Here is a 20,036-nt window from a genome sequence, read left to right as displayed (position 1 = left end):
GGCCGCCATCGACCCGACCTTCGCCCAGGGCATCTCCCGCACCGACAAGACCGTGCGCCGGGGCATCTCCCGCCTCGTGGCCCGGTACGGCCGCTCCATCACCCGGCGAGACCAGACCACCCTCGAGCGCGTGGAGCGCCTGCGGGCCTACCTCGCCCCGGGTGGTGCGCCCCAGGAGCGCATCCATGGGCTGCCGTACTACGCGAGCCGCTTCGGCGGCCGTACCTTCACGCGCCTCGTCCTCGAGGCCTGCGTGCCCTTCTCGGGAGACCTGAGGGACCTCACGCCATGAGCGCGACCGATCCGGCCTACGGCCTCGAAGTCCTCGCCTTCGGGCCGCACCCCGACGACGTCGAGCTCTTCTGCGGTGGGCTCCTGGCGCGCATGGCGGACCTCGGCTATCGCACCGGCATCGTGGACCTGACGCGCGGAGAGAAGAGTTCGCGCGGGACTCCCGAGATGCGCGCCGCCGAGACGGAGGCGGCCTCCCGCGTGCTGGGGCTGACGGTCCGCGAGAACCTCGGGCTGCCGGATGGATGGATCGACCCGTGGGCCGGTTTCGAGGCGCCCGAGGCCGAACGGGCGCGGGCCGCTCCCGTGACGCGCGTGGTCGAGGTCCTCCGCCGCCTGCGCCCCGAACTCGTCCTCGTGCCGTGGCAGCAGGAGCGCCACCCGGATCATGAGGCGACCAGCGCCCTGGTGACGCGGGCGCTGTTCTTCGCCTCGGTGCGCAAGTTCGAGACCGAGCCCCCCAGTGCGCCCTTCACCCCGAGGCAGGTCCTCTACTATCCGATGCGCCACCTGGCCCAGCCGAGCGTCGTCATCGACGTGACGGCGGCCCACGAGCGCAAGATGGCGGCCATCCGCTGTTACGCGAGCCAGGTGGAGCCTCGGGCGGAGGGTCCGCGGACCCTGGTGGGCTCGCCCCTGTCGCTCACCTCGCTGGAGGCCCGCGACCGCTTCTACGGCGCTCACATCGGCGTCTCCCACGGCGAGCCCTACGTGCTGCGCGAGACCCTGGGCCTGACGGACCCGGTGGAGCACTTCCGGCGGAATGGTTTCGCGCGCCCCTTGTTCTTCCCCGAGCCCCGATGACCGACCGTCTCAACCTGGCCATCACCTGCTTTCCCACGTTTGGTGGCAGCGGCATGATCGCCACCGAGATCGGTCTGGCGATGGCGGATCGCGGCCACCGCGTCCACTTCATCGCGAGAGATCTGCCGGTGCGCCTGCACGGCATGACGCGCAAGGTCATCTTCCACGAGGTGACGGAGAGCGACTACCCGGCGCTCTTCCACTCGGGGACGTACCCCCTGGCGCTGGCCTCGAAGATGATCGAGGTCGCCAGCTACGAGCGCCTGGACATCCTGCACGTCCACTACGCGGTGCCCCACGCCACGGCCGCCTGGATGGCGCGCGAGGTGCTGGGGGACAAGGCGCCGCGCATCGTGACGACCCTCCACGGGACGGACACCACACTCGTCGGCATCGATCCCAACTACCTGCCCATCACGCGCTTCTCCATCCTGCGCAGCGACGCGGTGACCACGCCTTCGGAATTCCTCCGGCGCGCCACCTGGGAGGGCTTTGGCATTCCCCCGGAGAGCTGTCCCATCGACGTCATCCCCAACTTCGTCGACACGGAACGCTATGCGTCCGTCCGGGACCGGCAGGCTCTGCACCAGCTCTTCCCCGGCCTGCCGGAGGACGAGCCCGTGCTCGTCCACGTCTCCAACTTCCGCCCGGTCAAGCGCATCGGCGACGTGGTGGCCGTCTTCGCCGCGGTCCACCGCGAGCGCCCGTGCCGGCTGCTGATGATCGGTGACGGGCCCGAGCGCTCACCCGCCGAGCGCAGGCTCCGGGAGCTGGGCCTGGAGGACCGGGTGGCCTTCCTGGGCAAGCAGGAGAGTTTCGCCGAGCTGCTCGCCGCGGCCGATGTCTTCCTGCTCCCGAGCGAGCAGGAGAGCTTCGGCCTCGCCGCGCTCGAGGCGCTGAGCTGCGGCATCCCGGTGGTCGCGAGCAACATCGGGGGCATCCCGGAGCAGGTCGACCACGGCACGACGGGCTACCTCGCGCCGATGGGGGACGTGGAGGGCATGGCCGGCTACGTCCTGGAGCTCGTGCGCGATCCGGAGCTCTGGGGGCGCTTCTCGCGTCGCGCCCGCCAGAACGTCCTGGATCGTTTCCAGCTCGCGCCGGCCATCGATCGCTACGAGGCCCTCTACCGCCGGCTTACTTCTTGCCCTTCCAGTCCTGGAGGGCCTTGGCGACCGGCTCCTTGAAGAAGAAGCCCGGATCCTTCTGACCCAGGTCCCAGGACGTCTGGGCGAACTTGCGAGCGTCGGCGTACTTGCCCGAGCGCGCCAGGATGTCTGCCTTGATCCAGTTGTTGTACCAGTGCGACTGGATGGCCAGCGAGTTGTCCGCGTACTTCAGCGCCGTGGGGTAATCCTTGGACGTGTCGGCCACGTAGCGCGCGGCGTTGGCCAGGGAGCGCCACGAGCCATTCAACGCGGACTGGATATTGGCCTGCGCATGGGTCGCCGTATCGGCCTTGATGGGCACGGAGACGCGCAGCTTCTCCCACTCGAGGTCGAGCGAGGTCTGGTCCTCGGTCGTATTGGAGAAGAGGAACGTCAGGCGCTCACGGGGAGGAATCTCGGAGGAGGTGGCGGAGACGCGGACGACGTCGTCCTTGGCGTCGTAGGTCTTGCCACCGCCGAACAGGCCGAGCTCCTTGTTGAGCACCACCGTCCACTCCTTCTGGGTGGGGATGGTGACGATGGAGTAGGTGCCCGCGGGGACGGGCTTGCCCCCGAAGGTCACATCACGGCTGAAGGTGATCTTCGTGGCCGCGTTGGCGCCGGTCCGCCACACCTGGTCGAAGGGAACCAGCCCGCCCCAGACCGGACGGCCCCTCACGCCGGGGCTGGAGTAGTCGACCGACACCTCGGTCAACCCGACCGTCTGCGACACCTTCGCCGCCGGGCTGGCCGCGGGCAGCTCGAGCTGCGCCGAGGCGGGCCGAGCGGCGAGAACCACGAGAACAGAGAACACGCATCCGAGAACCTTCTTCATCGTCCTCATTTCGTCCCTTCCTCCTTAGGAGGTTGAAAGAGCGCCGGACTCTATACCGGCGACCTTTCAAGGGCGTGTTCTTCTGCGGTGCTATTCGAAGGCGGAGATGTCGTCCTTCTCCTTCTCCTTTTCCTTCTCCCGGGGCTGCTGCCGGGCGGGGCGCGAGGTCCGGGCGGGCTCGGAGACCGGAGCGGCCTTCACGGGCGCCAGCGTGACGTTGACCTCCCGCGAGGCGTCCAGGACACCGTCGAGGTTCACCATCTGCTTCACCACCTGGTGCTCGGCGAGCTGGAAGGTGAGCTGATGCTCGGCGCGGGTCAGCCGCCAATCCAGCGGGGTGGTGCCGAGCTGCGTGGCGCCGTCGAAGACGGTGGCGCCCGAAGGCGTCGAGCGGAGCTGCACCAGGATCGAGCTGTCCACGGTGGACGCCGCGGCCTTCTGCTCGGGGATCGGCTCCTTCTTCACCTCGATGACGGAAGGCGGAGTCGCGGCCGGAGTGGAGGGGCGCATCGCGACGACGGCGCCCCCCGCGCCGATGAGCAGCAACGGCAGCGCCACGAAGGCGATCTTCTTGCCCAGGGAGCCGCGCTGCGCGTCCTCGGCAGGGGATTGGGTGCTGTGGCGGGGCGGGGGAGCATCGGGACGCGGGGTCTTCTGGCGAGTGCCCGACGCGGCCCCACTGCCGGCGCGCGCGGAGCCCGCGCCGGAGGGCTGGGTACCCCGGGCCACGGGCTGGGCGGGGCGGGCGGCGGAGGGCTGCGAACCCCCGGCCCGAGCCGCGGAGGGCTGGGAACCACCCCGGGCGGCCCCGGTGGAGGGACGGGAACGCGGCGCCGCGCTCGGCGACGAGCGACCCGGCCGCGACACACTGCGCTGGCCGGGCTTGCTGCCACCGCCGGCCTCGGGAGCCGAGCCGGAGGGGAGCGCGTCGAGCTCCGCGGACGACAGGTCCGCCACGGCGTCCATCATGGCGTCGAGGAACTCCTGGGCGCTCTGGTAGCGATCCTCCTTCTCGCGGGCGAGGGCCTTCTGGAAGAAGTCTTCCAGGGCCTGCGGGATGGGAGCGCCCTGGCGCTTGGCATTGACGCTGGGCGGGGGCTGCGTCAGGGCGGCGGTGAGCGCCTTGCGCACCGTGTTGGCGCCGTAGGGCGAGGTGCCGGTGAGGCAGTAGAAGAAGACGCCGCCCATCGAATACAGGTCGGAGCGGTGATCCACGCCCTCGCCACCGGCCTGCTCGGGCGGCATGTACTGCGGGGTGCCGAGCACCTGTCCGGTGGAGGTGAGCTGCTCCTCCTCGTCCTGCTCGAGCGCCTTGACGAGGCCGAAGTCCAGCACCTTGACGAAGTCCCGCCCGTCGAGCTGCTGCACCATGATGTTGTGGGGCTTGATGTCGCGGTGGACGGCGCCCTGCTCGTGGGCGTGGGCGAGGCCGCGGCAGGCCTGCTCGGTGACGTCCAGGGCGCGGCGCAGGGTCATGGGGCCGTCGCGCTTGACCAGCTCGCGCAGGCTCTCGCCCTCCAGCAGCTCCATGACGTAGTAGCAGGTGCCGTCCTGGGCACGCCCGAAGTCATAGATGGTGATGACGTTGGGGTGGCGCAGGCGGCTGGCGATCTCCGCCTCGCGGCGGAAGCGCTCGAAGAACTGGGGCGCGGCCGCGAGCGAGGGGTTGAGCGTCTTGACCGCCACTGGCCGGTGGACGGAGGTCTGGGTCGCGCGGAAGACCATGCCCATGCCACCCTGGCCGAGCACGTCTTCAATCTTGTACCGGCCATCGAGCACCTGGCCGATGAGCGCCATCTGCGCGGCGCCACAGAGATGATCGGAACCTTCGGTGCTACCGCAGTGCGGGCAGGGGGAAGCCATCAGGAGGCCGAGTATAGGCAACCCGGGCGGCTGGGGGCAGGGGGACTGACGGGGGGGGCCCCGGATTCTGGCCCCGGAGGGGGAGCGGGCAGGCATCTCCGGCGTTTCCGGGAGGTCCCAGGACTGTTACATCCCCGCCCGCCATGAGTCTCGTCATCGCCCAGGACATCTGCCTCTCCTACGGGAAGAAGGTTCTCTTCGACAGCGAAAGCTTCACCCTCGGCCCCAAGGACCGCATCGGGCTGGTGGGGGCCAACGGCACCGGGAAGAGCTCCCTGATGAAGATCCTGGCCGGGGCGCAGCACCCGGACTCTGGGACGATCACCTACAGGCGGAAGGCGCGCATCGGCTACCTGCCCCAGGAGCTGGCGGGCTTGCCCGCCGGGTCCGTGGTGGACGCGGTGATGAGCACCGTGCCGGGCCGGGACGCGCTGGAAGCCCGCCTGCGGGACACCGAGGCGGCGCTCGCCGGGACGACCAACGAGGAGGAGCAGCTGGAGCTGGCCCAGACCCTGGCGGACCTCCATACGGAGCTGGACCACTTCGAGGAGCACTACGGCCGGCACCACGCCGAGCGCATCCTCAAGGGCCTGGGCTTCCGCGAGGCGGACCTGGCCAAGCCCACGGGGGCGCTGTCGGGCGGCTGGCGGATGCGCGCGGCGCTGGCGGGCCTGCTGCTCCAGGACCCGGACCTGCTGCTGATGGACGAGCCCACCAACCACCTGGACGTGCCGACGCTGGCGTGGTTCGACGGCTTCCTCAAGCGCTCCAACAAGTCGCTGGTGCTCATCTCCCACGATCGCGACTTCCTCAACCGGCAGATCGGCCGCGTCCTCTCGCTGGAGGTGGAGGGACTGCGCTCGTACGTGGGCAACTACGACACCTACAAGCGGCAGCGGGCCGAGGAGATGGAGCAGCTCAAGGCCCAGGCCGAGCGCGTCGAGTCGAAAAAGGCGGAGCTCCAGGCCTTCATCGACCGCTTCGGCGCCAAGGCCACCAAGGCGCGGCAGGCACAGAGCCGCGCGAAGATGCTGGAGAAGATGGAGGACGTGCAGGTGCTCGAGGAGCGGGCCACCATGCGCTTCCGCTTCCCGGAGGTGGAGCGCTCGGGGCGCGACGTGGTGATGCTGGAGGGCATCCAGAAGCGCTACGGGGAGGCGGTGGTGTACTCGGGGCTGGAGGCGCGGGTGGAGCGCGGACAGCGCATCGCGGTGGTGGGCGCCAACGGCGCGGGCAAGACGACGCTCCTGAAGATCATCGCGGGCGAGCTCGTGCCGGATGGGGGCACGGTGAAGCTCGGGCACAACGTGGTGATGGGGTATTACGCGCAGCACCACGCGGACAAGCTGGACAAGCACAACACCATCATCGAGGAGGTCCGCCCGCTGGCGGCGGACAAGCCCGAGAGCTTCATCCGCGGGGTGCTCGGGTCGTTCCTGTTCTCGGGGGACGACGTGAACAAGCCGGTGGGCGTGCTGAGCGGTGGTGAGCGGGCGCGCGTGGCGCTGGCGAAGCTGCTGCTGGTGCCCTCGAACCTGCTGCTGATGGACGAGCCGACGAACCACCTGGACCTGGATTCGACGGAAATGCTGATCGAGGCGCTCCAGGGGTACGGGGGGACGCTGGTGTTCGTGTCGCACAACCGCAGCTTCGTGAACGGGCTGTCGACGCACGTGTGGGACGTGGTGGGCGGGAAGGTGGTGCCGCACCCGGGCAACCTGGACGACTACCTGTACCACCAGGAGCAGCAGCGGCTGGCGGCCGAGGCAGCGGGGCTGGGCGAGCGGCTGGCGGAGAAGGCACCGACGGCGGGCCTGTCCGAGAAGGAGCGCAAGCGGATGGAAGCCGAGGCGCGGCAGAAGCGCAGCGCCGTGGAGGGCCCCATCAAGAAGGAGATCGCGAAGCTGGAGGAGGCGATCTCCAAGCTGGAGACGGCGCAGAAGGAGCGCGAGGCGCAGCTGGCGGACCCGGTGCTCTACAACGACTTCGCGAAGGCCAAGCCACTGATGGACACGCACCGCGAGGGCAAGGAGCAGCTGGAGCAGCTCTACGCCCAGTGGGAAGCGGCACAGGAGAAGCTGGCCGAGGCCACCGCGTCCCTCTGAGGAGGCCGCACTTGCGCATCGGCATCGACCTCGGCGGAACCAAGATCGAGGCCCTCGCCCTCGCCGACGACGGGCGCGAGCTGGCACGCCACCGCGTGCCCACGCCTCGTGACGATTACGAAGGAGTCGTTCAGACCATCTCCGATCTGTGCGCGCGCCTGGAGCAGCGGACGGGCCAGCGCGGCAGCGTGGGCGTCGGCATTCCGGGAACTCTCTCCTCGCGCACCGGGCTCGTGAAGAACGCCAACTCGGTGTGGTTGAACGGGCGCCCGCTGGACCGCGATCTCGCTCGGGCGCTGGGCCGCCCCGTCCGACTGGCCAATGACGCCAATTGTCTGGCCGTGTCCGAGGCGACCGACGGGGCCGCCTCCGGTCAGGCGGTGGTGTTCGCCGCCATCCTGGGCACGGGGACGGGCGCCGGCGTGGCGCTCGGCGGGCGCCCCCATGTGGGCCGTAATGGCGTGGGTGGTGAATGGGGCCACAACCCGCTGCCGTGGGCGACGCCGGAAGAAACTCCCGGCCCGGAGTGCTACTGCGGCAAGCGGGGCTGCCTCGAGACGTGGGTGTCCGGCACGGGCTTCGAGAACGACTACGCACGGCTGACCGGCACCCGTCTCCGGGGGCCGGACATCGCCGCGCTCGCCGAGGCCGGTGAGCCCCCGGCGGTCGCGACGCTCCAGCGCTATGCGGACCGGCTGGCGCGCGGCCTCGCTCACGTCATCGACATCCTGGACCCCGACGTCATCGTGCTGGGCGGTGGCATGTCCAACGTCTCTGCTCTGTACCAGCTGGTGCCGGAGCGATTGCCCCGCTGGGTCTTTGGGGCGGAAGTCGACACGCCCCTGCGCCCAGCCCTGCACGGCGATTCGAGCGGCGTGCGCGGGGCCGCCTGGCTGTGGCGTCCCGGGGAGGAGTAAGAGGCCTCGGGCCTCGTCAGGTCGGAGCCGGTGGGGTAAGCGGTGGGCCATGAGACTGACCACCGCGACCCTCTGCCTCGCCCTGCTGGCCACCGCGTCCTGCACCCATGGCTCGAATCGCCAGGAGAACCCGTCGAGCCCTCCCTCCACGGACCTGGCCGAGCGCGGCCGCGCGCTCGCGAAGCGCGTCATCATCGCCGATGGCCACATCGACGTGCCCTACCGCCTCCAGGAGAAGCTGGGGCCCGATGGAGAGCCTACCGAGGACGTCTCGCAGCGCACCGCCCAAGGGGACTTCGACTACCCGCGCGCCGTGGAGGGCGGGCTGGACGTGGCCTTCATGTCCATCTACGTGCCCGCCGAGCTGCAGCAGAAGCCAGGGGCCTCGAAGGCGCTGGCGGACTCGCTGATCGACATGGTGGAGAAGCTCGCGCGCAAGGCGCCCGAGAAGTTCGCCATGGCCCGCTCGGTGGAGGAGTCCCGGCGCAACTCCCAGGAGGGCAAGATCTCCTTCGCGCTGGGCATCGAGAACGGCGCCGCCCTCGAGGACAAGCTGGAGAACGTCGCGCACTTCCACCAGCGTGGCGTGCGCTACATCACCCTGACGCACTCCAAGGACAACCTCCTCAGCGATGCCTCCTTCAACACGGGCAAGCGCACCTGGAATGGGCTCAGCCCCTATGGCAGGCAGGTGGTGGCCGAGATGAACCGCGTGGGCATCATGGTGGACGTCTCGCACCTCTCGGATGACGCCATCCGGCAGGCAGTGGAGGTCAGCCAGACCCCGGTCATCGCGTCGCACTCCTCGTGCCGCCACTTCACGCCCGGCTTCGAGCGCAACATCAGTGACGAGCTCATCCGCGCCGTGGCCGCGAAGGGGGGGGTGGTGATGATCAACTTCGGCTCCGGCTTCCTCACCCAGGCCGCCAACGCCTACGAACTGGAGATCCGCAAGGCGGCCCAGTCCTTCGCCCAGGAGCACGGGCTGACCCGGGAGAGCCCCGAGGTGGCCGTGTTCATGGAGACCTACATGCGCGAGCACCTGGCTCCGTTCGCGAAGGTGGAGGACGTGGCCGACCACATCGACCATGTGGTGAAGCTGGTGGGCATCGACCACGTGGGCCTCGGCTCCGACTTCGATGGCGTGGGCCCCACGCTGCCCATCGGGCTCAAGGACGTGTCCCAGTACCCGAACCTGTTCCGCGTGCTGCTCGAGCGCGGCTACAGCGAGGCGGACATCGAGAAGATCGCCTCCGGGAACGTCTTCCGCGTGTGGCAGCGGGTCGAGGTCCACGCCTCCGGTCGATGAGCGGCCCTGCCCGGCTCCGACCAGGGGTGGATCAACTCGTCGGAGCCGGCGGCCAGATTTCACCCAGCTTGAGCTCGGTGGCCTCGAAGGGAGCCGCTCGGATGACGTCCTCTTCGCCGTAGACGCCCAGCTCCAACCAGCGCCCGTTCAGGAGCTCGCTCACGGTGAGCGTGCGGGCCTCCAGGTCGACGAACCACAGGTGGCGTACGCCGATACGCGCGTAGAACGGCCGCTTGATGCGCTGGTCATAGGCGCGCGTACTTGGCGAGAGGATCTCGCAGACCCAGTCGGGAACGACGGACAGGCGATCCTCGGGAAGCTCGGGGAGCCGCTCCCGGCGCCAGCCGGCCAGGTCCGGGACGAACTCCGCCGAGCCCTCCACCTGAATGCCCGGCTCGATGAGAATCCACCAGCCCCCCGGTCCTCCGCTCCCCAGCTCGAACGGACCCTGGAGCTCTCTCGACAGCCTGCCTCCAAAGTGGACATGCCGGGGGCGCGGGCGGGGATGCGTGTAGAGCGTTCCGTCGATGATCTCCCCCACCACTGTTTCAGGCAGGGCCTCAAGATCAGCCAGGGTAGCCGGCGAGCGGGGGGCACGAGCGGTGGACGACATGGATCAAGTCTGTGGGTACTCACCGTCCCTGGCAAGAGAGCCCTCGGTCATCTGCCCGCTGTCGCGCGCCAGGAGGACCACAGCAACAACCCGAGCAGTGCCTCGCCGCCGCGCCCTGGGTGTCGAGCAGGAGCCAGCTATCGAAGGGTGGCTCACCACCAGGGAGCTTGAGGCCCTGGCGCGGTTCCTCATGGGCCTCGTACGTCTCCCGGCAGAAGTCCTGGAGGGCGCGCGGGTCACGGCGTTGGAGCAACTCGTACAGCCTGGGCTTCCTGACGGTCTGCTCGACGGCGTCGCTGTACTGCTCGAGCTTGAAGAGCACTGTCCCCGCCACCGTCCGGGCGGCGTAGGTGTTCGCGCTCAGCGCCTCCCGCTTCCGGTCGATCACCTGGGCACTCATCACGGTGAGCGAGGCCCCGGCCGTGACGAGGAGCAGCCACGCGATGCTGCCCAGGATCCCCGCCGGCATCGGGTGCCGCTGGCACCACCGCCACCCTCGTGCGACCCTGCCAATGGGCCGGGCCTGGATGTGCTCGCCCCGGAGGTAGCGCTCCAGCTCCTCGGCCAGCTCCTCCGCCGAGCCGTAGCGGCGCTCCGGACTCTTAAGTACGGGCAGCCGTCGTGCTCGCCGACCTCGTAGATGGGGACGATGTTCGGATGATCCAAGCGGGCCGCGGACTCGGCCTCGGCGCGGAAGCGGTGGAGCTCGGCTTCGCTGGCCAGCCCGCCACACACGAGCATCTTCAGCGCCACCACGCGCTCCAGTCGGAGGTGCCGCGCGCGGTAGACGATGCCCATGCCGCCTCGGGAGAGGGGCGCGAGCAGCTCGTAGTCGCCGAGGCGGGGCAGGTTGTCCGAGGTGGTGAGGTGGAGCTCGGGCTCCGCGTCGAGCCCTCCGAGCAGGAGGCACCGGGGGCACAGGCCCGCCGCGCGCAGGTTCAAGCCGCACCGGGGACACTGTGGCGGCGTGGGAGCAATCGTCATGCGCTCGGCTCCCGTGGCTACTCGAGGGCGGACAGGAGCTGCCGGATCTCGTCGTCGACTTCCTCGGGGTGCTCGACGGTCTGGGAGATCTTGGCCCGGAGCAGTTCCCGGTACTGGCCTCGGAGCCGGTGGGCCGCCACCTTGACCGCCCCGAGGCTCATGCCCAACTCCTCGGCCACCTGGGTATAGGAGACGTGCTCCGCGTCACCCGTGAGGGTGCCGCGCAGCTTCTCGAAGAGGGCCTGCTTGCCGAGCAGGGCACACTCGTTGGCCAGTGTGGCCAGGACGTGCTCCAGGAGCGTCAGGGCCCAGTGGCGCTCGTAGAGCTTCTCGGGAGTCAGGTCGTGCGAGAAGTCGGTGCTGTAGAGGCCCTCGGCGGTCTGTCTGTCGATGAAGATGCGCGTCTGGCCTCCTCCGCGCTTCTGGGCCTGCTCGCGCTCCCACTCGTTGGCGAGGAAGTGCTTGAGCGAGGCGAGCAGCCAGGAGCGGAACCGGCCGCGCTGGCGATCCACGGCGGCGAGGTGGTTCTTCTCCAGCAGCAGGGTGAAGAAGCCTTGCACGAGGTCCTGCGCGTCCTCGGGGGAGTGGCCCTGGCGCCGGGTGAAGGCATAGAGGGGGTACCAGTAGAGCCCGCAGAGGGAGGACAGGGCCTCGTGGGCCTCGGGGGTAGCGCCCTGGCTCGCGGTGAAGATCAGGCTCCAGCGTGTCGTGGAGAACTTCCTGGGGCCGAGCTCCGAGTGCTCTCCGGATCCTCCCTCACCACCGTGATCCTGCGACATGGGCTTTCCCCCCGCATGGTTCGAGGAGGAAGCCTAGGGGCGGGTTTTCCCGCGTCGCCACCGGGAGCCGGGGAGACTGTCGTCTTCAAGCCTTTGGACGGCTCCGGCGGCCGAGCGAGGGTGCGAGGAGGAGCACCAGACTCAACACGAGCGCGGTGGGACGCAGCCAGTCCCCCCAGGCGACCATGAGCGTGGACAGCCGCGGGTTCGGGGGAACCGTCACGGCCACGCTCGCGCGCTGGTCGTCCGGGACGGCGGTGATCACCTCGCCCGTGGAGCTGATGAGCGCCGAGATGCCCGAGTTGGTGACGCGCACCTGCGGCAAGCGTGTCTCGATGCTGCGAAACGCCGCTTGGATCAGGTGCTGCCTGGGCCCCGGCGTGCCCGAGAACCACGAGTCGTTGGACAGCGTCATGATCAGCTCGGCACCCAGGCGGGCCTCCTCGGCGACGTAGCCGGGGAAGATGGACTCGTAGCAGATGAGCGGCGCGAGGATGAGCGGCCGACCGTCACGGAGCCGGATCGGCAGTGTCCGTGGGCCGGGCCCCCGCTTCCAGTAGCCTGTCCAGGGCATGCGCTCGCGCAGCCACGGAGAGTCGATCGCCTCGGGCACCCACTCCGTCAGCGGGAAGAGCATCGTCTTGCGGTACGCCGAGCGCGTCAGCGCCCCATCCCCTCCAGGGCCGAGCACCATGGCGGCGTTGTACTCACGCTCCTGCTCCAGGTCGTACGTGCCGAAGAGGAGCGGCACCCGGTGCCGATCGACGAAGGCGTTGATCTCCGCGTCGAACTCCGCGCCGGCCTCGCTCTTGGGCGTGCCGAAGGTCGTCGGGTACACCGTCTCGGGCCAGACGAGCAGGTCCAGCTTCCGGTTCAGCAGCAGCTCGTCCGAGAGCCGGTAGTGCGTGTCCAGGATCATCCGGACCACGTCGTACGTGCCCAGCTCGGCCGCGAGCTTCTCGTACTTCGTGATGTTGGCCTGCACGACGCCCACCACGAGCTCCGGTTGCCCCGCCGACTGCTCGGCCACCTGCCGGTAGCGGAGCTGCCCGTATCCGAGCCCGCCCAGCACGAGCACCGCCAGCCCGGCCAGGGGCGCCAGCGCGTGTCGAGGCCCCATCCGGGGACCGTGCGCCACGAGCGCCTTGCCCGCGGCGAGCACGCACTCATTGCCGAGGACGAGCATGAGCGTGAGCCCATGTGCTCCCGCGAGGTCCGCGCCCTGGCGCAGGAGCTCGGACGGGTAGAAGCCCTGTCCCAGGGTATCGGCGAGGAGCTTGGGGCACAGCCACTCGGTGCCCACGTACACGAGCGCGCCCGTGAGCGTGACGCGCCAGAAGGCCCAGGCACCCTCCCGGGGAGCCCGGCGCAGCTCGTACCGCGCGAGCGCGAAGGTGATGAACTGCAGCTCCATGAAGGGCGCCATCACCAGCAGGAGGAGCCAGCACACCGCCAGGGGCGCCCCGGAGTAGCCCTGGATGCCCCCGGCGAGCCACCCGAAGACGCTCGCGAAGAAGCCCATGCCGAGCAGCGCGCCGGCGAGAACGGCCTCGCGCCGGGATTCGAGCCGATCCAGCACCATCAGCCAGGGCACGAGCGCCACCCAGCCCACCGCGACCCAGCGCGCCTCCATGAGGCCGAGCAGCCAGATGAGGGCGGTGGTGCCCGCGACTCCGAGCAGCAGGGTCGCCAGGCGCTTCGCGCGAGCCGCACCCACGGTCATGGAATGGGCTCCACTCCCTCTGGCCCTTCGGGCAGCTCCAGGATCTCGATGGGCATGCCCGCGGGCGCCAGCTCGGGCGGCACGACGAGGCTCTCGGGCAGCTCGACGGGCTTTCCGCTCGAGTCCACCGGCTTGTAGTCCGGGTGGAACATCAGGATGGGCTTCACGCCCTCCCCTTTGTCCGTGGACTGGTAGTGGCGCACGTAGCCGGGAGGCAACTCGAAGTCCTCGGGCACGATGATGCCCTGTTTGAGCTTCTCGGTGCCCGGACGGTACAGGTTGATTCCCTCTGCGGGGCCGGACGGCGGGGCGTCTTGCGCCATGGCGGGCTCCTGGGGCGCGGGCACGGAGGCGTCAGGTCGAGGGCTCTGGACAGACGTGGGCCGCACCACGGGCCGGGTGGCCGGGGGCTCTTGCGGAGCGGACCGGGTGGGGGAGGGGGCCGCGACGCTCGCGGGCTCCGAGGTGTCGGGAACCGGGCCTGGCGACGACACGAGCCACGCGCTCAACACGAGGCACAAGGCGGTGACGCCGAGCGCCAGCCACACGAGCCAGGTGCCCTGGCCGGTGCGCTTCTTCTGGATTCGGGTGACGCCGTCACGGTCGACGTGACGCTCATCGGTGGGAGGCTGCGACGCCATTCTCGCCCCTGTTCTCCTGGACTCGTATGCTACGGGGCCCTTGTCGCCCGGGCAATCCGTCGAGGAGCCGGGGGGCGACATCCGGTTGCCGCCCCATGATCTCCACGCCCGTCGATGCCTCCGTCGCTCCGCGCTTCCACGTCCACGCCTACCCGCTGGTGTTGAGGATCCTCCGCTTCGTGCTCCAGGTGGTGCTCGTGGTCAGCACCCTCTACGCCTCGGCACTCATCTTCTTCTTCACCTTCACCGGAGCGATGGACCCCAGGCCCCCCGCACGGGCGGGGTGGCTCTTCCTGCTCTCGGTGGGCCTGTTCGGCCTGCTCCGGCTGCTCGACTGGCTCACCTCCGCCATGCTCTTCGTTGAGCCGGAGCGGCTCGTGCTGGAGCGCCGGGGCGATCGGTTCGAGATTCCCCTCGCCTCGGTGGAGTCCGTCAGGGTCTGGTGGCTGTTCCCGCCGGGGATGGGCCTGTCACCGCGGATGCAGTCGGGGCGTGCCTTCCGGTACGGCCTGCGAATGGCGGATCCACTGCCGGTGCTGGAGGCGCTCGGTCGGGAGGACTCGCGGGCCTCGGCGGCGGCGCGGCACCCGAACACCGCCTTCGCGCACGCCCGCGCGCTCGTCCGGAGGCGCTGGTACCTCTGGGTGCTCAAGTTCGTGTTGTTCCCGCTGCTGCCCGGGGGCGCCATGTTCTACACGCACCAGATGATCACCTACGGGGGGCCGTACGGGCAGTACCAGTGGTACGGGCTCGGGCCGTATCTGCGCACCTTCTCCACGTATTGGCTCTTCTCCACCGCGGTACTCGTGCTGTGCGCCTTCCTGCTGCGCGCCGTGGCCGAGCTGGTGGCCTTCGTGGGGGCATGGATCTCCCCGTCGCACGCGCGGGCCGTGCGGCGGTTCGTGGAGATCTCCTGCACGGTGCTCTACTACGTGGGCTTTCCCGCGATCATGGCGTGGCAGTACCTCGGGTGAGGCGTCGAACCAGACCTCGGCGTCGCGTTACTCCCGGGGGGCGGTGTTCAGGCTGGGAGTCCACCCGGAAGTTCGGCCTGCTTCCCTGCACCATCCAGCGCCAGAGCCACTCCAGCGGGCCCATCTGGAAGTGCCGCAGCCACCATGCGCTGTAGAGCAGTTGAAGCGCACACAGCCCGAGCGTGATCAGCAGCGCCACGGACGGCCCCACCCTGCCAAACAAGCCCAGCCCGAAGCCGTAGAAGACCAGCGCTCCCAGGACGGACTGCAGGATGTAGTTCGTCAGCGTCATCCGGCCCGCCGGAGCCAGGAGGGCCAGCCAGCGGCGCCAAGTCGGGTGCACGCACAGCAGGGCCATGCCGCAGATGTAGAAGAGGGTGAGGGCCTGATGTCCAAGGTAGACGAGCGGTATGCACGCCATGAAGAGGACTGGTGGCACGTGGAGGCCCCCGGCTTCCTGGAAAAGGCCCGCCGCCAACTGAAGGGCCTGCCCCAGTGCACCCACTCCCAGTCCCCACCAAGCCAGGGTTTTCAAGCGTGACCGGTGCTGTTCCGCTTGTTGGAGGTACTGGTGCCGCGCCATCCACACGCCGAAGAGGAAGGTTCCCGCGACCGGAGCGGCGAAGGACATCAGCAGGGGCCACTCATAGCGCCACATGGCCAGCGAGTGCTCCATTCGAATGAACCCCGTCAGGGAAGGCGACCGGTACGCTTCAGCGACCCGCTGCCAGTCCGGCATGGAGGCCGTGGCCCCAAGTAACTCCGTGGCCACATCCGCCGCGCACGGGACCAGGAGCACGAGCACTCCGCCGATGATCAGCAACCCGCGTGAAGACCAGCGGTAGGTGAGTAGCAGGAGGAGCCCGCCCAGCACGTAGTAGCGAAGGATGTCCCCACCAAACAAGAGATGGGCGTGGACGAGCCCGAAGACGAGCAGCACGGCCAGTCGACGCAGGAAACTCCGGTGGAAGGAATGGCCCCGGCGCTCGGCGCTCTTCAACTGGAGGAAGAAGGAAACACCGAACATGAAGGCGAACATGATGCGCGACTTGTCCGTGAACAGGAACGTCACGGCTTCATGCGTGAGCCCGTTCGCCATCGGGAAAGGCAGGGCCGCCCGCTGTTCAGGCGAGAACATCGTCCAGCCACAGAACAACCCCGTGCCGTGGACGATGAAAATGCCCATCAGGGCCGCGCCTCGCAGGATGTCGAGGGTCAGGATGCGTCTGGCATCATGCGGGTTCATCTTCGCCAAACTCCCTCTTCAAGGCCATGACGAGCGCAACGAGGGCTTCGCGTTCGGCCAGGCTCAAGGCGGGGTTCCAGACATCCATCAACAAGCAGATTCGCCTGCCATTGCCGCGGTTCCAGACTTCGTGCTCGAAGCTGTCATCGAACAGGAGGCATTTCCCTTCTGTCCAGGTGCGAGTCTCCGTACCGACCCGTATGCCGCACTGCTCCGGGATGTCGATCGCGAAGTGAAGGTTCAACGTGAAGTTGCCCATGTCGGAGTGGGGCTTGATGTGCGCGCCAGGTCCCACGATGGAGAAGTGCATCTCTTGCAGAGGGCAGAGCACCTCGCCCAGTTCCGACCGCATGAAGGCGGCGGTGGTCGGACACAGGCGACAGGTCTCTTCAACGGGCGCTCCATTCTGGAACAGGTAGAGCGATGACCATTGCTCCCGTTTGAATTCCCCTAGATCGTAATGCGAGTAGGGCTGGATGGCATCGCCCGCGTCCACCACCGCGTGGATCTCCGCGCGGATTGCCTCGTGCAGGGACTCGAGCCTTGTCGCCAGGGCTCGAATCCTGGGGAATTCGTCGAGATCCCTCCAGGGCGAGGAAGAGACGCCGGGAATGACGTAGCGGGCTCCTCGCTGGAGACGCTCCTGTCGAGTGCCGGGCCCGGGATCGAGCATCTCCTCGATACGGGCCGTGGCGCCAGGGCCGTACTTCTGCTTGATGGGCAGAAACATGTCTTCTGTCAGCATCACTCACTCCCTTCGGGGGTCATGCATGGGTCGTGTACCAATCGACCAGACGTCTCGGAGTCGCGCGCTCCACGGTCCGCTGCACGAGGCTGCGCACGCCAGGGAAGGGGAACTTCCACCGGTTGAGGGGTGCATCGAAGAAGTCCACCAGCAGGATGTTGAAGTCATCGTTCCCATACACGGTGTGCCACCAGTGCACGGGGATGAAGAGGGCTTCGCCAGCGTGCAGCGTGCATTCCAGGCCGACGAGCCGCTCGAAGTCAGGGAACCTCGTGGGATCCACCTGCTTGTCGGTATCCAGATCCAGGAAGCTGAAGTTGTAGAAGCCAGGGTCATACCAGGCCCGCGGGTAGAGCGAGGCCGGCTGGGCCGGATCAAAGAGCACGAAGCGCTTCGTTCCAACGACCAGCGAGGAGAGGGCGTCCGTGGAGCCATGGAAGTGGAGCGGCGCGTAGGTCTTCCGACCGATCATGACCGCCAGATCGCCCACGGCCGAGCGGCGGTATGGGGTGGGGCCCAGATCCCGTTCCACCTGCCAGAGCACCTGGCGCAACGGTACTTCACCAATGCTCCCGTGGCGGCTGGCCTCGGGGCTGTCGACGAGCTGCGCGAGGTACTCGCGTAAAGGCATCCGCTTGACGAGGGTCTCTCCATCCGGGGACAGCTTGCGCACGGGCACCTCGTTGTCACCGCAGTGCTCGCTCAAGTACTGAGGCGTCCATTTCGTGGGCGCTTCCCACCCCTCCATGCCGCCGGTGATGACCACAGGCTGGCCCTCCACCAGCCAGCGCTGCGTGAATTCCTCCAGATCAGGCCGGTGAATGCGTGGAACTTCCCCCATGATTTTCATGACGTGCCCTCCCTTTCTGTGGTTTTTGGGTGGATCGGGCTCGGGGCGCCTGGGGCGGAGCCCCCTGCCTCTTCATGTGGCTCGGGCAGCGACTTCTCGACATGGCGTAGGGAAGGCCGCATCGCCAGCAGTAGCGTCTTGGTGATGGACAACACCCCCACCACGATGAGCAGGAGCCTCGAGCCCGGCTCCGGCCCCGTGCCGACGAAGGCCCTGGCTGCATGGGCCAAGCCGCTCTCGCCGCGCACCAAGGGATCGCACACGTACTCGACCAGGGGCCCGGCCATTACATAGGCCAGGGGCAGGGCGCCCATGACGGCGGTCATTCCCATGGCGGACACCCTGCCCTGCATCTCGTGCTCGACCTCGCGCTGGAAGATGGCCTGGGCACACCCGTTCATGTGGGGGAGTGAAAAGAAGAAGATGAAGATGACGACCCCGAGCAGCTCGATGCGCATCAGGCCAAACAACGGCACGCACAGGCCGGTGATGAGGTCAAAGGTCAGGACGCCCAGGATGTGCCGCCGGGGACACCCCCAAAAGGACAGCGTGGCGCTGCCCAGCAGCATGCCCACGCCCCCAATGGTCATGAGGGTCCCCATGACGGCGGGGGACGTCAGCGTCAGGCCTAGCGGGATGACCACGACCTCCATCAGCCCCAGCAGCAGGTTGCTGCTGGCGGCGAGCACCATCAACCAGGCCAGCCCCGAGTGCCTGGCCAGGTAGCGCCACCCCTCGCGGATGTCGCGCAACAGGCCCCGTCCGTACTGCGAGATCCCCTCGCGGACCTCGGTCCTGACATTCGGGATCCGGATCAGCAGCAGCCCGGAGAACGCGATGAGGAACGTCAGGAAGTCCACGAGGAGGATTCCCCGCAGGCCGATGAGCGACAGCAAGACCCCTCCGAGCGCTGGGGCGCTGAGCTGGGCCATCCCCTTGCTCACCTGCACGATGCCGTTGATGTTTCCCAGCCGCTTCTTGGACACCAGCAGCGGGACCGCCGCGCTGTACGCGGGCCAGTGGAACGCGCTGATCGCCGAGAGCACGGCATTGAAGGCATAGAGCTGCCACAGGCTCAGCGCTCGCGTGCCCAACAGCAGCAGCAGCAGCAGTGTGCAAAGCCCGGCCCCCAGGTCACAGAGCCTCATGTTGTGCCGCCGATTGTGGCGGTCGACGAGCGCTCCGGTGAACGGAGCGAGGAGGGCTCCGGGAAGGGTACCGGCCAGCAGGACCCACCCGAACCGGGTGACCGAGCCGGTCTGTTGGTAGGACCAGATGCTCAGCGCGAAGGTGGTCATGCCAGATCCCACCAGGGAGGCCATCTGACCCAACCAGAACAGGCTGAGCCGACACCCTCTCAAGCAGGTGCTGAAGAGCTTCATGGGCCTCTCCGAACGGTGGCGAGGGACGAGCGGAGGAGGTGCGCCAGGCCGTCCACCTGTGGCGCCGCCAGCATCGTGAGGTGATCACCCGGCACCCGGTAGACGGTGACGGGCCCCCGCGTCTGGTGCCTCCACCCCCATGCCGGGTCCGCGCTCAGCTCCTTCGTCATCCTCCCGTCCACGTCCTCGCGACGGAACACCTCGGCACGGAACAGCGAGACAGGCGCGGAGAGCTTCCCATGTGGCGTGTACCGGGCCAAGGTGTTGGCCTTGAAGACCTGGACGAACCCCCGCACCTGGGCCACCTCGGCCTCGGGTGGGAGGATGCCAACGGCCTGAAGCCGCCGCAGGAGCAGCTCCAGTTGTTCCTCCGCGCTCCGGTTCGCCAAGTGCGAATACGGCAGGGCCAGGTCGACCACGAACATCCGCTCCACCAGCCTCGCGATGCTGTCGGTCCACTGGGCCTCGCTCCAGCTGGCACACGGCAGCACGTCGTCGCTGGAGAAGGGGGCCGGATTGTCGAACGCGGCGAGGAGGGCGACGGGCTGGCCCCGTTGCTCAAGCTGGTAGGCCACCTCGAAGGCCACACTGCTGCCAAAGGAGTGACCGCCCAGGAAGTACGGCCCTTCTGGCTGCACCGACAGAATGGCCTTCACGTAATGGGAGGCCATCTCCTCGACCCGGGTGAGTGGCGGCGTCTGGCCATCCAACCCGCGGGCCTGCAGGCCGTAGAAGGGCTGGGCAGCGCCCAGGCGCCGGGCCAGCTCCCGGAGGTACAGGACATTTCCTCCCGAGCCTGGAATACAGAAGAACGGCGGCCCGTCGCC

20 protein-coding genes and 1 pseudogene are annotated in these 20,036 nt (G+C 68.5%); 8 read left to right on the top strand and 13 right to left on the bottom strand.

What is annotated here, in order from left to right; translation table 11 throughout:
- From VF794_RS40015 to bshA, 3 genes and pseudogenes are all read left to right on the top strand, one after another.
- A pseudogene (locus VF794_RS40015) lies at positions 1-292 on the top strand (bacillithiol biosynthesis protein BshC); the annotation flags it as partial.
- A complete protein-coding gene (bshB1, locus tag VF794_RS40010; protein ID WP_331119035.1) occupies positions 289-1,095 on the top strand; it encodes a bacillithiol biosynthesis deacetylase BshB1 in 807 nt (268 codons plus the stop codon). The pseudogene VF794_RS40015 and the gene bshB1, both read left to right, overlap by 4 nt.
- Entirely contained in the window at positions 1,092-2,282 is a 1,191-nt protein-coding gene (bshA, locus tag VF794_RS40005; RefSeq protein ID WP_331119032.1) for an N-acetyl-alpha-D-glucosaminyl L-malate synthase BshA, read from the top strand. Before bshB1 ends, bshA begins: the two co-directional genes overlap by 4 nt.
- Here the strand turns inward: bshA and VF794_RS40000 are convergent.
- Positions 2,233-3,057 carry a DUF2911 domain-containing protein gene (locus VF794_RS40000; protein ID WP_331119030.1) on the bottom strand — a complete coding sequence of 275 codons (825 nt, stop codon included), beginning with the start codon at positions 3,055-3,057 and terminating at the stop codon, positions 2,233-2,235. The genes bshA and VF794_RS40000 overlap by 50 nt on opposite strands.
- Before the next feature lie 111 nt (positions 3,058-3,168).
- A complete protein-coding gene (locus VF794_RS39995; RefSeq protein ID WP_331119028.1) occupies positions 3,169-4,875 on the bottom strand; it encodes a serine/threonine protein kinase in 1,707 nt (568 codons plus the stop codon).
- Positions 4,876-5,084: 209 nt separating this feature from the next.
- Here VF794_RS39995 and VF794_RS39990 point away from each other — a divergent pair, with 209 nt between their 5' ends.
- Genes VF794_RS39990 through VF794_RS39980 form a run of 3 tightly spaced genes read left to right on the top strand, consistent with a single transcriptional unit; the run spans position 5,085 to position 9,272 of the window.
- The gene (locus tag VF794_RS39990) at positions 5,085-7,046 is read left to right on the top strand and encodes an ABC-F family ATP-binding cassette domain-containing protein (RefSeq protein WP_331119026.1); all 1,962 of its coding nucleotides are present in this window, start codon (positions 5,085-5,087) and stop codon (positions 7,044-7,046) included.
- Between the two features lie 11 nt (positions 7,047-7,057).
- Positions 7,058-7,963: a fructokinase gene (gene mak, locus VF794_RS39985; RefSeq protein ID WP_331119024.1), complete on the top strand. Its 906-nt coding sequence runs from the start codon at positions 7,058-7,060 to the stop codon at positions 7,961-7,963.
- 49 nt (positions 7,964-8,012) lie between these two features.
- Positions 8,013-9,272: a dipeptidase gene (locus VF794_RS39980; RefSeq protein ID WP_331119022.1), complete on the top strand. Its 1,260-nt coding sequence runs from the start codon at positions 8,013-8,015 to the stop codon at positions 9,270-9,272.
- A 31-nt stretch (positions 9,273-9,303) separates the two neighbouring features.
- On the opposite strand, the gene VF794_RS39975 is transcribed toward VF794_RS39980, so the two are convergent.
- The 6 genes from VF794_RS39975 to VF794_RS39950 form a co-directional block, all read right to left on the bottom strand.
- Complete coding sequence (locus VF794_RS39975; protein WP_331119020.1) at positions 9,304-9,885, bottom strand: Uma2 family endonuclease; 582 nt, start codon at positions 9,883-9,885, stop codon at positions 9,304-9,306.
- 19 nt (positions 9,886-9,904) lie between these two features.
- Positions 9,905-10,354 (bottom strand): hypothetical protein, encoded by a 450-nt coding sequence (locus tag VF794_RS39970; protein ID WP_331119018.1) that lies wholly within the window; start codon positions 10,352-10,354, stop codon positions 9,905-9,907.
- The gene (locus VF794_RS39965; RefSeq protein ID WP_331119016.1) at positions 10,285-10,869 is read right to left on the bottom strand and encodes a hypothetical protein; all 585 of its coding nucleotides are present in this window, start codon (positions 10,867-10,869) and stop codon (positions 10,285-10,287) included. The genes VF794_RS39970 and VF794_RS39965 overlap by 70 nt, the downstream gene beginning before the upstream one ends.
- Positions 10,870-10,886: 17 nt before the next feature.
- The gene (locus VF794_RS39960) at positions 10,887-11,648 is read right to left on the bottom strand and encodes a hypothetical protein (protein WP_331119014.1); all 762 of its coding nucleotides are present in this window, start codon (positions 11,646-11,648) and stop codon (positions 10,887-10,889) included.
- 85 nt (positions 11,649-11,733) lie between these two features.
- On the bottom strand, positions 11,734-13,371 hold the full coding sequence (gene lnt / locus VF794_RS39955; protein ID WP_331119012.1) for an apolipoprotein N-acyltransferase: 1,638 nt from the start codon (positions 13,369-13,371) through the stop codon (positions 11,734-11,736).
- A complete protein-coding gene (locus tag VF794_RS39950; protein WP_331119010.1) occupies positions 13,368-13,694 on the bottom strand; it encodes a hypothetical protein in 327 nt (108 codons plus the stop codon). The genes lnt and VF794_RS39950 overlap by 4 nt, the downstream gene beginning before the upstream one ends.
- On the opposite strand from VF794_RS39950, the gene VF794_RS39945 reads away from it, so the two are divergent.
- Both VF794_RS39945 and VF794_RS39940 read left to right on the top strand, forming a co-directional pair.
- A complete protein-coding gene (locus VF794_RS39945; protein ID WP_331119008.1) occupies positions 13,693-13,983 on the top strand; it encodes a hypothetical protein in 291 nt (96 codons plus the stop codon). The two genes, VF794_RS39950 and VF794_RS39945, sit on opposite strands and share 2 nt — an antisense overlap.
- A 124-nt stretch (positions 13,984-14,107) precedes the next feature.
- Positions 14,108-14,986, top strand: a complete 879-nt coding sequence (locus tag VF794_RS39940) for a hypothetical protein (RefSeq protein WP_331119006.1) — start codon at positions 14,108-14,110, stop codon at positions 14,984-14,986.
- Here VF794_RS39940 and VF794_RS39935 read toward each other — a convergent pair.
- From VF794_RS39935 to VF794_RS39915, 5 genes are read right to left on the bottom strand one after another with little or no spacing between them, the layout of a single operon-like run.
- Complete coding sequence (locus VF794_RS39935) at positions 14,961-16,232, bottom strand: DUF418 domain-containing protein (protein WP_331119004.1); 1,272 nt, start codon at positions 16,230-16,232, stop codon at positions 14,961-14,963. The genes VF794_RS39940 and VF794_RS39935 overlap by 26 nt on opposite strands.
- Positions 16,219-16,977 (bottom strand): aspartyl/asparaginyl beta-hydroxylase domain-containing protein, encoded by a 759-nt coding sequence (locus VF794_RS39930; RefSeq protein WP_331119002.1) that lies wholly within the window; start codon positions 16,975-16,977, stop codon positions 16,219-16,221. Before VF794_RS39930 ends, VF794_RS39935 begins: the two co-directional genes overlap by 14 nt.
- Positions 16,978-16,996: 19 nt before the next feature.
- Positions 16,997-17,827, bottom strand: coding sequence for a cupin-like domain-containing protein (locus tag VF794_RS39925; protein ID WP_331119000.1), 831 nt, complete (start codon positions 17,825-17,827; stop codon positions 16,997-16,999).
- Positions 17,824-19,209, bottom strand: coding sequence for an MFS transporter (locus tag VF794_RS39920; protein ID WP_331118998.1), 1,386 nt, complete (start codon positions 19,207-19,209; stop codon positions 17,824-17,826). The genes VF794_RS39925 and VF794_RS39920 overlap by 4 nt, the downstream gene beginning before the upstream one ends.
- Positions 19,206-20,012 (bottom strand): thioesterase domain-containing protein, encoded by an 807-nt coding sequence (locus VF794_RS39915; protein WP_331119038.1) that lies wholly within the window; start codon positions 20,010-20,012, stop codon positions 19,206-19,208. The genes VF794_RS39920 and VF794_RS39915 overlap by 4 nt, the downstream gene beginning before the upstream one ends.
- Positions 20,013-20,036: the final 24 nt, after the last annotated feature.

This window comes from Archangium sp. (assembly GCF_036389735.1).
Classification (GTDB): domain Bacteria; phylum Myxococcota; class Myxococcia; order Myxococcales; family Myxococcaceae; genus Archangium.
Note: the sequence above shows the minus strand (reverse complement) of the source record. Positions and strands in the feature narration are given on the sequence as shown.

What these genes read in the sequence shown, in the direction of transcription:
- VF794_RS39970 (WP_331119018.1), bottom strand. Translation starts at nt 10,354, where the DNA reads ATGCCGGCGGGGATCCTGGGCAGCATCGCGTGGCTGCTCCTCGTCACG.
- VF794_RS39930 (WP_331119002.1), bottom strand. Translation starts at nt 16,977, where the DNA reads ATGCTGACAGAAGACATGTTTCTGCCCATCAAGCAGAAGTACGGCCCT.
- bshB1 (WP_331119035.1), top strand. Translation starts at nt 289, where the DNA reads ATGAGCGCGACCGATCCGGCCTACGGCCTCGAAGTCCTCGCCTTCGGG.
- VF794_RS39935 (WP_331119004.1), bottom strand. Translation starts at nt 16,232, where the DNA reads ATGAACCCGCATGATGCCAGACGCATCCTGACCCTCGACATCCTGCGA.
- bshA (WP_331119032.1), top strand. Translation starts at nt 1,092, where the DNA reads ATGACCGACCGTCTCAACCTGGCCATCACCTGCTTTCCCACGTTTGGT.
- VF794_RS39965 (WP_331119016.1), bottom strand. Translation starts at nt 10,869, where the DNA reads ATGACGATTGCTCCCACGCCGCCACAGTGTCCCCGGTGCGGCTTGAAC.
- VF794_RS39920 (WP_331118998.1), bottom strand. Translation starts at nt 19,209, where the DNA reads ATGAAGCTCTTCAGCACCTGCTTGAGAGGGTGTCGGCTCAGCCTGTTC.
- VF794_RS39940 (WP_331119006.1), top strand. Translation starts at nt 14,108, where the DNA reads ATGATCTCCACGCCCGTCGATGCCTCCGTCGCTCCGCGCTTCCACGTC.
- VF794_RS39995 (WP_331119028.1), bottom strand. Translation starts at nt 4,875, where the DNA reads ATGGCGCTCATCGGCCAGGTGCTCGATGGCCGGTACAAGATTGAAGAC.
- VF794_RS39990 (WP_331119026.1), top strand. Translation starts at nt 5,085, where the DNA reads ATGAGTCTCGTCATCGCCCAGGACATCTGCCTCTCCTACGGGAAGAAG.
- VF794_RS39945 (WP_331119008.1), top strand. Translation starts at nt 13,693, where the DNA reads ATGGCGGGCTCCTGGGGCGCGGGCACGGAGGCGTCAGGTCGAGGGCTC.
- lnt (WP_331119012.1), bottom strand. Translation starts at nt 13,371, where the DNA reads ATGACCGTGGGTGCGGCTCGCGCGAAGCGCCTGGCGACCCTGCTGCTC.
- VF794_RS39980 (WP_331119022.1), top strand. Translation starts at nt 8,013, where the DNA reads ATGAGACTGACCACCGCGACCCTCTGCCTCGCCCTGCTGGCCACCGCG.
- VF794_RS39960 (WP_331119014.1), bottom strand. Translation starts at nt 11,648, where the DNA reads ATGTCGCAGGATCACGGTGGTGAGGGAGGATCCGGAGAGCACTCGGAG.
- VF794_RS39975 (WP_331119020.1), bottom strand. Translation starts at nt 9,885, where the DNA reads ATGTCGTCCACCGCTCGTGCCCCCCGCTCGCCGGCTACCCTGGCTGAT.
- VF794_RS39925 (WP_331119000.1), bottom strand. Translation starts at nt 17,827, where the DNA reads ATGAAAATCATGGGGGAAGTTCCACGCATTCACCGGCCTGATCTGGAG.
- VF794_RS39950 (WP_331119010.1), bottom strand. Translation starts at nt 13,694, where the DNA reads ATGGCGCAAGACGCCCCGCCGTCCGGCCCCGCAGAGGGAATCAACCTG.